16 protein-coding genes are annotated in these 13,744 nt (G+C 41.1%); 13 read left to right on the top strand and 3 right to left on the bottom strand.

Annotated features, from left to right (window positions below; translation table 11 throughout):
• The first annotated feature begins 559 nt into the window (after positions 1-559).
• Both ggt and HUS26_RS20265 read left to right on the top strand, forming a co-directional pair.
• Entirely contained in the window at positions 560-2,314 is a 1,755-nt protein-coding gene (gene ggt, locus HUS26_RS12730) for a gamma-glutamyltransferase (RefSeq protein WP_371809588.1), read from the top strand.
• Between the two features lie 68 nt (positions 2,315-2,382).
• Positions 2,383-2,658: a putative glycolipid-binding domain-containing protein gene (locus HUS26_RS20265; RefSeq protein ID WP_371809632.1), complete on the top strand. Its 276-nt coding sequence runs from the start codon at positions 2,383-2,385 to the stop codon at positions 2,656-2,658.
• 65 nt (positions 2,659-2,723) lie between these two features.
• Here the strand turns inward: HUS26_RS20265 and HUS26_RS12720 are convergent, their stop codons facing one another.
• A complete protein-coding gene (locus tag HUS26_RS12720) occupies positions 2,724-3,275 on the bottom strand; it encodes a GNAT family N-acetyltransferase (protein WP_173917507.1) in 552 nt (183 codons plus the stop codon).
• Between the two features lie 215 nt (positions 3,276-3,490).
• Here HUS26_RS12720 and HUS26_RS12715 point away from each other — a divergent pair, with 215 nt between their 5' ends.
• The 7 genes from HUS26_RS12715 to HUS26_RS12685 all read left to right on the top strand — a co-directional run bounded on the left by HUS26_RS12715 (position 3,491) and on the right by HUS26_RS12685 (position 8,221).
• On the top strand, positions 3,491-3,721 hold the full coding sequence (locus tag HUS26_RS12715) for a hypothetical protein (RefSeq protein ID WP_173917506.1): 231 nt from the start codon (positions 3,491-3,493) through the stop codon (positions 3,719-3,721).
• 107 nt (positions 3,722-3,828) lie between these two features.
• Positions 3,829-4,374, top strand: a complete 546-nt coding sequence (locus HUS26_RS12710; protein ID WP_173917505.1) for a DUF1697 domain-containing protein — start codon at positions 3,829-3,831, stop codon at positions 4,372-4,374.
• 123 nt (positions 4,375-4,497) lie between these two features.
• Positions 4,498-5,106 (top strand): hypothetical protein, encoded by a 609-nt coding sequence (locus HUS26_RS12705; protein WP_173917504.1) that lies wholly within the window; start codon positions 4,498-4,500, stop codon positions 5,104-5,106.
• A complete protein-coding gene (locus HUS26_RS12700) occupies positions 5,107-5,862 on the top strand; it encodes a cytochrome c biogenesis CcdA family protein (protein WP_173917503.1) in 756 nt (251 codons plus the stop codon). It begins immediately after the preceding gene.
• Between the two features lie 11 nt (positions 5,863-5,873).
• Positions 5,874-6,449 carry a redoxin domain-containing protein gene (locus HUS26_RS12695; RefSeq protein WP_173917502.1) on the top strand — a complete coding sequence of 192 codons (576 nt, stop codon included), beginning with the start codon at positions 5,874-5,876 and terminating at the stop codon, positions 6,447-6,449.
• Between the two features lie 16 nt (positions 6,450-6,465).
• A complete protein-coding gene (locus HUS26_RS12690) occupies positions 6,466-7,152 on the top strand; it encodes a response regulator transcription factor (RefSeq protein ID WP_173917501.1) in 687 nt (228 codons plus the stop codon).
• Positions 7,139-8,221, top strand: coding sequence for a cell wall metabolism sensor histidine kinase WalK (locus tag HUS26_RS12685; RefSeq protein ID WP_173917500.1), 1,083 nt, complete (start codon positions 7,139-7,141; stop codon positions 8,219-8,221). The genes HUS26_RS12690 and HUS26_RS12685 overlap by 14 nt, the downstream gene beginning before the upstream one ends.
• Before the next feature lie 66 nt (positions 8,222-8,287).
• Here the strand turns inward: HUS26_RS12685 and HUS26_RS12680 are convergent, their stop codons facing one another.
• Together HUS26_RS12680 and HUS26_RS12675 are read right to left on the bottom strand one after the other, a co-directional pair.
• Positions 8,288-9,070, bottom strand: coding sequence for a TerC family protein (locus HUS26_RS12680; protein WP_173917499.1), 783 nt, complete (start codon positions 9,068-9,070; stop codon positions 8,288-8,290).
• 478 nt (positions 9,071-9,548) lie between these two features.
• Positions 9,549-9,737 carry a YjzC family protein gene (locus HUS26_RS12675; protein WP_173917498.1) on the bottom strand — a complete coding sequence of 63 codons (189 nt, stop codon included), beginning with the start codon at positions 9,735-9,737 and terminating at the stop codon, positions 9,549-9,551.
• Positions 9,738-9,929: 192 nt separating this feature from the next.
• On the opposite strand from HUS26_RS12675, the gene HUS26_RS12670 reads away from it, so the two are divergent.
• The 4 genes from HUS26_RS12670 to HUS26_RS12655 all read left to right on the top strand — a co-directional run bounded on the left by HUS26_RS12670 (position 9,930) and on the right by HUS26_RS12655 (position 13,711).
• Positions 9,930-10,532, top strand: coding sequence for a DedA family protein (locus HUS26_RS12670; RefSeq protein ID WP_173917497.1), 603 nt, complete (start codon positions 9,930-9,932; stop codon positions 10,530-10,532).
• Positions 10,533-10,772: 240 nt separating this feature from the next.
• Positions 10,773-12,029: an MFS transporter gene (locus HUS26_RS12665; protein WP_254434196.1), complete on the top strand. Its 1,257-nt coding sequence runs from the start codon at positions 10,773-10,775 to the stop codon at positions 12,027-12,029.
• Positions 11,983-12,600, top strand: a complete 618-nt coding sequence (locus HUS26_RS12660; RefSeq protein ID WP_173917496.1) for a TetR/AcrR family transcriptional regulator — start codon at positions 11,983-11,985, stop codon at positions 12,598-12,600. Before HUS26_RS12665 ends, HUS26_RS12660 begins: the two co-directional genes overlap by 47 nt.
• 85 nt (positions 12,601-12,685) lie before the next feature.
• Positions 12,686-13,711: a hypothetical protein gene (locus HUS26_RS12655; RefSeq protein ID WP_173917495.1), complete on the top strand. Its 1,026-nt coding sequence runs from the start codon at positions 12,686-12,688 to the stop codon at positions 13,709-13,711.
• Positions 13,712-13,744 lie beyond the last annotated feature (33 nt).

Raw genomic sequence — 13,744 nt, 5'->3', positions numbered from 1 at the left:
AAAAGTAGTAGAGAGTGATGCAGAAACTTATCACACAAATGGTATTGGGATTTCCTATTTATCTATTTTTCAGGTTAAGTATTTGGACGAGCTGAATGAAAAAGGGGAAGGAAACAGGTTAGCAGCTAGTGGGGGAGGCCCTAACTTTTTTTCCTTCCCTTTCTATTTGAATTATAACAGAACATACGTTCGTTTTGAAGGATAAAATAACTTTTAGTACTATTGGACTGTCAGGAGTTATTATTTGGCTTAACCCAAGAGGAGATGAACGATTTGCTCAGTAAAAAACTGGTACCCCATTCGTTGTTTTGAATGGAACTACATATTATACGTACCATATATTCCTAGAGTGGCTGAACTCTAAAGAAATTTGTAAAGACTAAAACGCTTGGATTCCCAGTGTTCTTGAGGTTCTATTTTATTCAAGTCTAGTACAAATAACAGGTGCTTCTTTGATTAATTTCTCCTCTGTCCTGTCGAAAAATTGGTAGATATCGTCTATATTATAATGTCAGAATTTTCCGTAAAATGTAAAGTAATACGGAAAGGAGGAGAAAGATTGAAAACAAAACTTAGCTTTTTATCGTCATTTATCATGATTGTCCTCTTGTTCACGATGGCTTTTCCTGCTGCAACTTTAGCAGAGTCACCGCATTTTACAGAAGGGAAAGAAGCTTACGGATCAGAAGGCATGGTAGCTACAGCGCATCCAGCTGCTTCTGAGATAGGGGCAGAAGTGCTTCGAAAGGGTGGTAACGCGGTGGATGCCGCCATAGCAATCCAATTTGCATTAAATGTGGCCGAACCGATGATGTCAGGAATCGGCGGCGGTGGCTTTATGATGGTTTATGATGCCAATGAAGACGACATTTCCATCATTGACAGCCGTGAACGCGCGCCAGCTGGCGCCACGCCTGATATGTTTCTCGATGAAAACGGGGATGTTATTCCTTTTTCAAAGCGTCATATCAGCGGGGATGCCGTGGGGGTACCCGGTACGCTTAAAGGTTTAATGACAGCATATGAAGAGTGGGGCTCTCGTTCATTTAACCAGCTGATCAACCCGTCTATCAAACTGGCTCACAAAGGGGTTGAAGTCAATGGTGTCCTTGCGGATGCTATTGCAGATAATCAGGATAAATTAGCGAGAAGCACTGCCGGTAATGTATTTATGCCAGAAGGTGAACCTTTAAAAGAAGGTGAACTGCTAGTTCAAAGAGACCTGGCGCATACTTATAAATTAATCCGTAAAGATGGTTTAGATGCTTTTTATGGCGGTGAAATAGGAGAGGCGCTGGCTGAGACAGTTCAGGATTTCGGCGGCAGTATGACGAGTCAGGATCTGTCCAATTATGAAATTTCTATTGATGAACCAGTCACAGGGACATACAGAGGTTACGAAATTGCTTCAATGCCACCACCAAGCTCTGGCGGGATCACTATCCTGCAGATGCTTAAAATGCTTGAAGGGTTTGATATGGATGCTTATGACGTCAAGTCACCTGAGAAATATCACCTGATGGCAGAGGCTATGCACCTCGCTTATGCAGATAGAAATACTTACATCGGAGATACACAGTTTGTTGATGTGCCTATTGATGGAATGTTAAATGAAGATTACCTAGCGCAAAGAAGGTCATTAATTGAGTTTGGCCAAGCCAACCCAAATGTTCAGCCAGGTAACCCATGGGCTTACCAGGACGGTGAACCAGAAGGAGCAGCAGTGCAGCCGGATGATAAGGAAATTGGTGAGACCACACACTTTACAGTTGCCGATAAATGGGGAAATATCGTTACCTATACCACAACGATTGAACAAGTATTTGGTACAGGAATTATGGTGCCAGGGCATGGCTTTATGTTAAATAACGAATTGACAGACTTTGACGCCGTACCAGGCGGTCCAAACCAGGTAGAACCGAATAAGCGGCCGATGAGCAGCATGAGCCCGACGATGGTCTTTGAAAACGGAGAACCATTTATGACAGTCGGTTCACCAGGAGGTCCGACAATTATAACATCCGTATTTCAAACGATCGTGAACGTGATCGATTACGAGATGGACTTAAAAGAAGCGATTGAAGAGCCGAGGATTTACAGTTCTTCCTATCCTCAAATACGGTGGGAAGAAGGGATCCCTGCAGACGTAAGAGAAACGATGGAACAGTGGGGCCATCAGTGGCAGAATAACCCTGGAGAAATCGGGAACGTCCAGGCTATTAGAATTCTTGATGATGGAGGTTATATTGGAGCTGCAGATTCATCGAGAGAAGGAACGGCCATAGGAATAAATAAAGCGGCTGGGAAAAAGTAATCCAATTATTCTAGAGACACTTACCTTTCCTAGGTGAGTGTCTTTTTTATTGTCTAGTAAATTATAAAATTCCTAGCTGTGGATATATATGTTTAAAAGAGCGAGATCCAGCTCAAGCGCCTAGAAACTCGCGTCAGACCGGGCAAAAAAGAAAATTCTATATGCTATATATCGAGGGAATGACATTGGAAATGAAAAAGCTTAAGCAGGAATACACTTTTCTAGATGAATTACCAGAAGGACGAAAATTCAGGTACAAGTGCCGTGATTATACAACGACCATTACGGTAGATTCGGGTGGGTTAGTACTAGAGTATCCCGATGTGTTTTGTAGAAGGTATTAATAGAATCGTTTTCGCCATTCCCTGCTTCTTCACTATTAACAGACTAAAGGAGGGAAGCTCCTCCTTTAAGTTTGCCTCTGCTGTTCTTCCCACTCAGACCTTAAAATTCCCATATAAATACGATCGGAAAATTTCCCATCCCGGTAAACAGCTGAACGGATACAGCCTTCTTCTATAAAACCAGCTTTTTGATAGGCGCAGATCGCGCGTCTATTATAGCCGATCACATCAAGTCCAACACGATTTAAGTTCAATTCATGAAAAGCATAACGGAGTATGAGCTGCAATGCTTCACTGCCATATCCTTTATTTTGAAACAGAGGATTTCCAATCCCTATAGCTAGTGACCCTGTCCGGTTATTCCATTCAATAGAATGAATGACTACAAAGCCAATTAAAGTATCATCAGAAACGGTCCTCAGTCTAAAATACTTAGAATTAGAAGACGTCTTTCTTTCTTCCCCAAGCTGATCGGTTGACCGCGGATACGCGATGTCTGTATCAAGGTTCCGCAGATATTCGGAATCTTCCTCCCAAGATGCTCTTATCGCTGCATCCTCTCTGCGTGGAACAGCTAATTTTAATAGCTTCCCAGTAAATAGATTTGAAGTTTTCATCGATTCGCTCCCTTTAATGAAATGGTTAAGCACCTTACATGGTGTAAGCCTCTATTTACACCATATTCTATCCCCTTTATTTTAATAATCTTATATTAGCTTACCGATAAGAAAACAGCTATATAATTTTTAGAAATTACTAATGGATACGTATTTTTTATTCTATTTTCACATATCCTTCTACTAATAGAACAAAAAGCAAGGAGATGAAGGGTGTGGCTTTCACTTACAGTAAGATAGAGCTGATCCAGGATTTGCAGAAGGTTTTTGTGAAGCATAATGTTCAGTCAGTTAAAGTACAAGAACCCGGAACTCTATTTCTTGTCGGAGCGGATGGGTCACTTAAGATAGGGACCGGGGCTACCATCCTAGCTTTTGAAACGCCGCCAGGGGACAAGCTGTCTAAGTTCAAGTTAATTCGAGGGGGAAATAAGAAAGAAGAATAGCAGGCCGTCAGAAGCGGGAGTACCCGCTTCTTTTTTTGTAGAAGGGTTCAGAGGAGAGGCTGTCGAATAAATGACTTATGAATATATGGCAGAAAGGAGCCTTATCATTGATTTATGCTGCTCTTCTTCGAGGAATCAACGTCGGCGGAAAAAATAAGGTGGACATGAAGCTGCTTAAAAAGACTTTTGAAAGAATCGGCATGGAAGCTGTCGTCACCTATATCAATTCAGGCAACATTATTTTTAAGGATCATCAGTATACGCAAAAAGAATTACCGGCCATTATAGAACAAGCCATACAAAAAGATTTCAATTTGTCCATTAAAGTAGTAGTACGCAGTCTGACAGAATTTGAAAAGCTTATGGAAGCTTTGCCTGATTCCTGGACTAACGATAAGGAAATGAAAAGTGATGTGATGTTTTTATGGGATGAAATTAACGATGAAACAGTATTAAACCATCTGGTCATAAAGCCTGAAATTGATACAGTGAAATATGTTTCGGGAGCGATTCTTTGGTCATTAGCCAAGAAAGACGTCAATAGAAGCGGCATGAAAAAGCTGGTGGGCTCGAAAATCTATAAGAAGGTGACGGTTAGAAACGTAAATACAACACGTAAAATATATGAACTGATGAGTAAAAGCACAAGTTGAAATAAAGACTTCATTCAAAAAACCAGCGTTCCTTATAGGGAGCGTTTTTTTATTGAATCCATTCATCTAATTTTCACAAAAGAAATTTATACTATAAATTGGGCATATAAGGAGGTGGAATGAATGAACATCCCTCCATATTTAGCGGCGAGATTGGCGGCATTCATTATGGCGATTATCGTATTTTATTTTATCCATCAGAGTTCGGCTGTCCTAAAGAAGAAATGGATTGAATCTTTTCTTTCTCTTATTACGACAGTATTTGTTTACATGTTTTTAATGAAATTCCTCACAAAGTTCTCAATGCTTTTCGAATATCCAATGGCTGTGGTGACTTATCCGAGCGGATCAATAGAGTTTTATTTAGCTTTAATTGCAGCGGTACTTTATTACATAAAGACAGCACGCATGGAAGAGGATCCAGCCGCTTTCCATAGTGCAATTATGCAGCTGGCTGCTGGTACCCAGTTCTTTTTCTATTTTCTAGTGATTATCTTTCAGGACGAAAACGCTTGGATTGAGCTTAGCTTATGGTTCTTACTCTTTACAGCATCGCTGATCATTAACTCGCATTATTTATTACTTTTGTTTTTAGGTGTGTCAGCAGCTGCTGTTTTAAGCTTTCCCTTAACAGTGCCTGACGTAATGGGCATTCGTGTCCACGCTATGTTCTATATTGTATTGTGTGCTTTATTTTTGGTTTTGCTGCTAATGAGAAGGAGGTCATTGTAAATGGGAACAGACGTTACGGTTTGGCTGGCTGTTGGAGCCGGTATTATTTCTTTTTTATCTCCTTGTACCCTGCCTATCTTTCCTGCTTATTTATCTTATATTACAGGTATGAGCGTCAAGGAAATTCAAGAGGATAAAAGTTTAAAGGTAAAAAGAAAGCTTATTACCCATTCATTATTCTTTTTGCTGGGGCTTGGACTAATTTTTATTAGTCTTGGACTAGGTGCTTCGTTATTAGGGGACTTCCTTCGAGGATTATTTACGGGCAGCACAGGCCTTCTTTTACAGAGGATAGCCGGCGTTTTTATTATAGCTATGGGATTGTTTATTGCCGGCTGGCTCAACTTCAGCTGGTTGATGAGAGATAAACGTCTTTCGGTCAAACCACGGAGAACGTTAGGCTATGCGGGCACAGTGTTTGTCGGCATGGGATTTGCAGCAGGGTGGACACCTTGTATTGGTCCTATCTTTGCTTCGATCCTAGTGCTGGCTGCCAATGAACCGGGAAAAGGCATTCTTTATACCATTGCTTATGTCATTGGGTTTGCCGTACCATTCTTACTTTTCACCCTTTTCATTGGTCAAAGCCGGGTAATTGTTAGATACAGCGGAGTCATTATGAAGGTCGGGGGAAGCCTCATGATTATGATGGGCTTGCTTTTATATACAGGACAGCTGACACGGATATCTAATATTTTATTACGTCTGGTGCAAGATACCTGGTTTTCTAATTTAGGCATGATATTTTTTAATTAGGAGTGGAAATTATGAAAAAATGGATTGTTGTCGCTGTTATGACGGCATTATTTGGGTGGGCCATTTATGATTATGCCGGCGGTCAAAAGCAGGCAGTGCCAGAAGCCACGGATGAATCCGAAGAAGTGAAAATGACAGCCGAAGGGGACGGTGAATCGAATCCGTCTTCAGGCATTCAGGAAGGGGAGACAGCACCGGAGTTTACTTTAGAAACTTTAGAAGGGGAAACTGTAAAGCTGTCTGACTACAGAGGGGAAAAGGTTCTCGTTAATTTCTGGGCGACATGGTGTCCTCCTTGCCGTGCTGAAATGCCGGACATGCAGAAGTTTTATGAAGACACTGACATAGAAATTTTAGCTGTCAACTTAACAGAAACAGAAAGCTCCCGAATGGACGTTGATCCATTTGTCCAAGATTTTGGCTTAACCTTTCCAATACTAATGGATAAAGATTTAGATGTTATGGGATTGTATCAGGTTGGTCCTGTTCCAACATCTGTGTTCATTGACCCCGAAGGAAAGGTGCAGTCTGTTATGCTTGGTGCCATGAATTATGATATTATGATGCAGCGTTATGAAGAACTCTAAGAAATGAGGCGTAACGATGAACCCGAAAGTCTTAATCGTAGAAGACGACGCTAAGATTTCGAATTTAATAAAGCTGTACTTAGAAGGTGACCATTATGACACATTGCAGGCGTATGATGGGGTAGAAGCAAAAGACCTCTATTTAAAGCATTCTCCCTGTTTAATTATTTTGGACTTAATGCTTCCAAATGTAAGTGGAGAGGATTTTTTCAAATGGGTTAAAAGCGAAGCAACCCCGGAGGATCCAGCTGTTATTATGCTGTCGGCTAAAGCGCGTACCGATGAAAAGATCTCAGGTTTGCGCCTTGGAGCAGATGATTATATGACAAAACCGTTCAGTCCTGAAGAACTTATGGCTCATGTGGAGGCAGTTCTGCGTCGAACAGGACGCCTCTGTCAGAAAATAGTGCATGACGGGCTTGTGATTAAACCTAGAAAAGGTGAAGTCTGGCTGAATGGGAAGCAAGTAAAGCTCACCTCCTATGAGTTTAATTTGCTTTATCTGCTGATGGAAAACCCTGGCCAGGTTTTCAGCCGGGAACAGCTGATGGACTATATTCACCCCCATGATGAAGCTGAAATTTTCCCACGCACGATTGACGCCCATGTCAAAAAGCTGAGGAGAAAAATTGAATCCGATTCGAGTTATCCAAAGCGGATTGTGACTGTAAGAGGAATGGGGTATAAATTTGCTGCTCAATAAGATGAATAAGTCTCTTGCTTCAAACCTGCGTGTACGGCTGACACTCATTAATATTATTATTCTGATATGTTTTATTTTATTTACTGGATTAACGATATACCAAACTGCCTGCTTTTTAGTTGGGGATATCAATGGGGTAGAAAGTGCCCGACAAACCGGATTCTCTAATGAGTTGCTTCGATACTTCTGGGTAACTAGTGGTGTGGCGATTTTCATCGGAGGATTCATGTACTGGAAAGTAACCAGATCGATGCTTCGCCCTATTGAAAAGTTAAAACAGTCTGTTCAGGATATTCAAAATGGCCGCTATCCTGATCAGATCGATGTCTCCCGTAAACGCGATGAGATCGGCCAGCTCGTTCATCATTTCAACCACTTAAATCAACAACTGCAAAAAAATGAAGAAGTGAGAAATAGGATGCTCAGCGATATGTCCCACGAATTACGCACACCTCTATCTAATTTGCGGGGCTATCTAGAAGCGTTAAATAAAGGAGTTATTGATGGAAGTCCTGATATCTATCAATCTCTGGCTGATGAAACTGACCGGATTACAGATTTGCTCAGTAAAATAGACTGGATAAAAGAGTGGGATGGAAGTGCAGGAGGTTCTCCGATAACACCGGAGAAAGTACAGGTAGTTGAAGTCATCCAGCATGTGAATCAGCTGTTTCAGCTGGAGTTTGAGCGAAAAGGCGTAGATTTAACAGTGGATGCTGTTCCTGCTGAGCTGTATGTAGACCGCCGAGCTATCCAGCAGGTGCTGATCAATCTATTAAGTAACGCACTCAGTTACTATGAAGGTGAAGGTCCTGTAAAACTAAAAGGGATAAGGGAGGAAAAAGATTACGTACTTTCTGTCAAAGGCCCGGGGCAGGAGATTCCGGAAGACGCTCATGAAAAAATTTTTGAACGGCTCTATCGTCTGGACCCTTCCCGAAACCGTCAAACTGGAGGAACAGGACTTGGGCTGGCGATTAGTAAAGAAATTATTGAACGTCATGCGGGCACCATTTACTTGGAAAGCGATGGGAAAATGCATCACTTTGTAGTAAAGCTTCCAATTTAGAGAAAACATTGGAATGAAACTGGTTCCATAAAAGAAGGGCTCCACCCATCGAGGCGGAGCCTATTTTCAATTCTGGGCAGCAGTCTTCTTCGTGTCGACCTTTTTATCTTCTTTCGATAAGAACCAGCCGGAGACACCAATCATAAGAAGAACAGACCAAAATGTGATTTTCCACGGAACACTCTTGGCGAAGCCTTCTGCTAAAACGGCCAGTTCCGGATGGGCGAGCGTATAAACAGCAAGCTTAACGCCTACCCAGGCAACGATTAAGTAAGCGGCTGTTTCAAGACCAGGACGTCGGTCAATCAGGCCGACGAAGTAACTGGCCGCAAACCGCATAATGACGAGTCCAATAATACCTCCAGCGAGAATGACGGCGAAGTGGCCGCCATCCATTCCGCCGATTTCTGGCATGCTCGTAACGGGAAGTGTAACGGCCAGAGCAACTGCAGCAAGGATCGAATCTACTGCAAATGCAATGTCGGCAAGTTCAACTTTAATAACTGTGCCCCAGAAGCTGGAGCCTTTTTTAACGGACTTAGCTTCCTTTACCTTAGGCTTGAGAACGTGTTTTTTCAAAAGGTGATAAGCAGCGATACCGATCAGGTAAATGGCTCCAATGGCCTGCACCTGCCAAATGTGTACAAGGTAAGAAATGACAAACAGTGAGCCGAAGCGGAAGATAAACGCGCCGGCTAAACCATAAAATAAGGCTTTCTTTCTTTTTTCCTCGGGAAGGTGCTTTACCATCGTGGCAATAACGAGAGCATTGTCAGCCGCCAAGATTCCTTCCAACCCAATCAGAATGAGCAGTACCCAGCCATACTCCATTAATAAACTAATGTCCAATTCGTTTTCTCCTTTATTGTTATTTTGCGGGTAATGATTTAGCCGCGAAATTCTGAATTTGCCCGCGATTTTTCACAAAAAAGCCGCTATTTTTTCAGTTTCGCCGCGAACAGCTGATTATAAGGCTGACATCGTTCTCCTCCTTTAAAATTCAAACAAAAAAGACCTTTACCAATTTGGTAAAGGTCTTTGGATGTGTACATTTATCCCTTTACCATGATGGCAAAGGTCTCGCAAACAACTTAATGTTGCCAGTTAAGCCGGTGACCAATCGTCACGTATTGTCGACATAACTGTAAGCTACTCCCCTTTGGAGTGTTATTCGCTCTATAGTGAGCACATTTTTTACTCAATATCTGTAGTTATATATTATTCGGTTTCCTGTAGAAGGTCAATAACTTTTTTCAAAAAATGGAATTCCGCTTCGATTTTATCACTCTTGCAGCGTAAACTATAGAGCAGGGGATTGTACGATCAATTATTTAACTTTTTTCCAGTAGGCTGCTTCTTTGCTGGAACGAAGCGGCGGGAAAGTTTCTCCGCTTTCAAGCTTAACGTGTTTTTCATCTTCTGTAGGGTTGCTGTTTTTTCTGCCGTCTGTTAAACCGTCAAATTCGTAAGTGCCGCTTTCTGGTGCTTTTTCTCCTGTCTTGTAACGATCTGCCATCTTACATCATCTCCTTAATTTTACTTATTTTGTTAACTAGTATGTTATATATCCAGGTAATAGAGTACATAAACATGTTTTTAAAATGGAGTGGGTTTGTAAAGATTTTCGTTCATTTGGAAAATTCTATCAAAAAAACTGGTTTTCGTTGTATTATGAGTATAACTTGTCCTGATGCCTAAGGAGGATACTATGGAAGATTGGTTAATGGGAATTATTAATAATTATGGATATATGGGAATTCTAGTTCTGATCGCGCTTGAAAATATTTTTCCACCGGTGCCTTCAGAAGTTATTTTAACCTTTGGAGGTTTTGTCACTACTACATCTAATTTGAGTATCTTTGGAGTAGTGATGGCCTCTACAGCCGGATCGGTTCTTGGGGCAGTAGTACTTTATGGGATCGGCCTGCTGCTAAGTGTAGAAAGGCTTGAAAGGATAATTGAGAAGTGGGGGCATATTCTGAGACTGACGAAACAGGATGTGCGCAAAGCGGACAAGTGGTTTGACCGTTATGGGCCGTGGACCGTTTTCTTCTGCAGGTTTGTCCCGTTAATCAGGAGCCTGATTTCGATCCCTGCAGGTATGTCTAAGATGAATGTGGCAGTTTTCTTTGTTTTTACAACACTGGGAACTCTGATATGGAATGTAGTTCTCGTCTATTTAGGGGCCTCGGTCGGCGAGTCGTGGGAAGAAATTGTCGGCTACATGGATGTATATTCGAAATTCATTTATACGATATTGGCTGTTCTCATTGTGGTTCTAGTTGTAATGTATATAAAAAAGAGAAGATAAATGTTTGAGGAGCCTTAAAAAGGCTTCTTTTAGTTTGATTATCATTTAGGAGCTTCTAGTAAAAACATGAACATATAGAGAATAACGATTAGATTAGTTCTTTAGCCATTTAGCCATATTTTACAAAAGGAAAAAAATTTTAAAAAACAGTTGCAAAACGACATAAGTGTCAATATAATAAAAGTATTAAAACGACATAAATGTCGTTATTGAGAGTGGGAACTAAAAATTAGCAGGTTATTGAGAAACCAAAGCTATGTAACCCTGATGTCGGCTCAAGCGATTTCGAGTATTGGTGACTGGTTGAGTATTGTAGCTGTAATTACTCTTGTCGGTTTAAAGTGGGAAGCTAGTCCGATGCAAGTTTCACTCGTTTTCTTATGTTTGGCAGTGCCGATGGCATTGTTAGGACCTGTAGCAGGGATGATGGCCGATCGATTTAACCGTAAGGGGTTGATGATCGGGAGTGACTTAGTTCGCGCAGGGTTGATTCTCATGCTCTCGTTCGCTGAAACGCTGTGGATGATATACTTATGTTTGTTTGTGATCGGCTTATTTTCAGCACTGTTTGTTCCTGCGAAAAATGGAAAGTTGAAAGAAGTAGTTGGGGATGGTGAAATGAAAAGTGCGATGTCCATAACCTCGATGATCGATTCTACTACAAAGGTTATGGGTCCGCTGTTAAGCGGGGTTCTTGTAGCTGCATTTGGAGCACAAATCGTTTTTATCATTGATTCAGCTACTTTTATTCTTTCAGCTGCTCTTTTGTTTTTCTTGCCAAAATCCTCCTGCTCAAGGGAAATTGAACGAGAAACAGAAGAGGTTAAGGGTTCTTTCAAAAAAGATATATTAATTGGATTCTCCTTTATTAAATCAAACCGGTTTATGCTGGTGGGAATGTTCTTTTTAGGGATGAGTATGCTGGTGTTACAGCTATCTGATTCTCAAATAATCGTACTTTTAAGGCAGCTTACTTCACCTTCCCCGGATTTATTTGGCTATGCAGTTACAGCTGCTGGGGTTGGGATGTTTTTATCGGGCCTTGTGCTTACTAAAAAAACGGATTACACCCCTTTTTCCCTCATGCTTCTCGGTGTTTGTGGAATCGGACTCAGTTTTGGTATGATGGCTTTATTGACATACTTTGATATGGGAAATTCAATTGTATGGGTTCCTTTAACGGCATTATCAGCTGGTTTTACAGCGGCATTAGTATTTGTACCTTTCCAGGCTGCTGTACAAGTGGATACACCTGTTCATATGACTGGCCGAGTGTTTGGAGTCATAAACAGTGTGATGACAACGGCAACGATAATAGGACCTTTACTCGGGGGCTGGCTCTCTACAGTAATGGGAGTCATTCCAACGTTTATCATTACAGGGTTGCTTCTGCTTTTGATCGCATTTAGCGGATGGGTAACCAAACAAAGAATAGAGCGGAGGGAAGAAAATGTCTCCGAAAGTCAGCGAGGAACATCTGAGGCAGCGGCGAAATAAAATCTTAACTGCTGCGAAGCGAGTTTTCATTGAGCATGGATATGAACGAACAACGATGAAGCATGTTATGGAAGCAGCAGAGGTAAGCAGGGGAGGTCTTTACCAGTACTTCTCCAATAAAGAAGATTTATATGAAGCTATTTTAGAAGAAAACATGACACAGATAATTTCTAAAAATCAAAAGATATTGGCAGGGGAAGTTGATTCTTACTGGAATTTGCTTCTTCAGAGGATCTTCGGTAAAGATGGCCAGCCAGATGATGAAATGGATCCACTTGCTCCTAGCAATCTCGAATTCTTTATCACCGGCAGAAATGATCAACGGAGAAGAAAGTATGGACAGTCACGTTATCGTCATGGATTTATGCTTTATGCCGATGTCATAAAAGCCGGTCAAAAAAAAGGAGAATTCAGCAGCAAATATGATAGTGATTTAGTTGCTAAGTCGATTATCTCTTTTATCGACGGACTGGCCCTGGACCACGCGATCTTACCGAAGGAAGAAATACAGTTAAAGAAACAGTCTGAATTGTTTATAGAATATTTAAAATTAGCTCTTCATGTACGGTAAGTACGAACCCTTAGAAGCGGGTTCGTTTTTAATGTATAAAAAACCTTATCATAAAAGTGTAAGTTGTATAGAAAAGAGGGCAGCTATGGAGTATAACGAAAAGGTGAAAAAAATTAACCCCGCTTCCGCTTCCATTATAATGGCTTTAGGAATTTTTCTGTACGCCGCCATTGAAGCCTTTCCTTTTTTGGATCGAATCATGTTACAAATTCTCACAATTATTTTTGCCATAATTGGAGGTATCGTATATAAATCTCTCACACGGCAAATCCTTCAAAAAGAATTTTTGGTTACTTTACTAAACAATCCTGTAAATTCCTTTGTAATGGGGACATGGATTGCTGGCCTAGCAGTTTTATGCGAAGTGATCACTAAATATTTTCCTGAGTTAATAACCGCCATGCAAGGAATTACAGTTCTAAACACTTGTCTTTATATATTTTTCATCGCAAGCTGCGTATATAACTTTAAACAGCTGCTCGAGCGGCCGACCGATCATTCGCCCCATGGGGTCGTCTTATTATCAACAGTGGCCACCCAATCTCTCGTTATATTATGGGTGGATATGTTCTCTTTTCTCCCAGATACTGTAATCATATTAGCCATGTCATTAGGTTTAGTTTTTTATATTCTCGGTGTGCGTTTAATCATTAAACGTTATACAGAGCATAAATGGTCCATTACTGAAGACTGGACGAATAGTAATTGTATTATTCATGGCGCTCTTTCCATTACTGGTCTGGCACTGGTATCGTCTGAAATAATGCCGCCTTTATTTATGCTCATATTTTGGCTTGTTGTCTTTGGGGTGTTAGTAGGGGTAGAGGTGCTGGAGATAACGAGAGCTGTCAAACGGGTCCGCAGATTTGGCTGGAGAAAAGGAATTTTCACTTATAATGTTAGTCAATGGTCACGGAATTTTACCTTTGGTATGTTTTATGCTTTTACGATGATGAGACATCAAGATCCCTATTATTTAAACAGCATGTACGATTTTCATGCAGGATTTCTCACAATTTGGGTCTGGGTGGTGTTCTTCTTTCTCGCAGGAGAAATTATCTTATGGATAGGATCTAAATGGCAGTCTTTATGGACGCCGTCTAGTATATAGAAAAAAGCTCTCTAGCTATAGAGAGCTTTTTTC

The sequence above is a fragment of the Halobacillus sp. Marseille-Q1614 genome (assembly GCF_902809865.1).
In the GTDB taxonomy this organism is placed as follows: domain Bacteria; phylum Bacillota; class Bacilli; order Bacillales; family Halobacillaceae; genus Halobacillus_A.
This window is presented reverse-complemented; position numbering and strand designations above follow the sequence as displayed.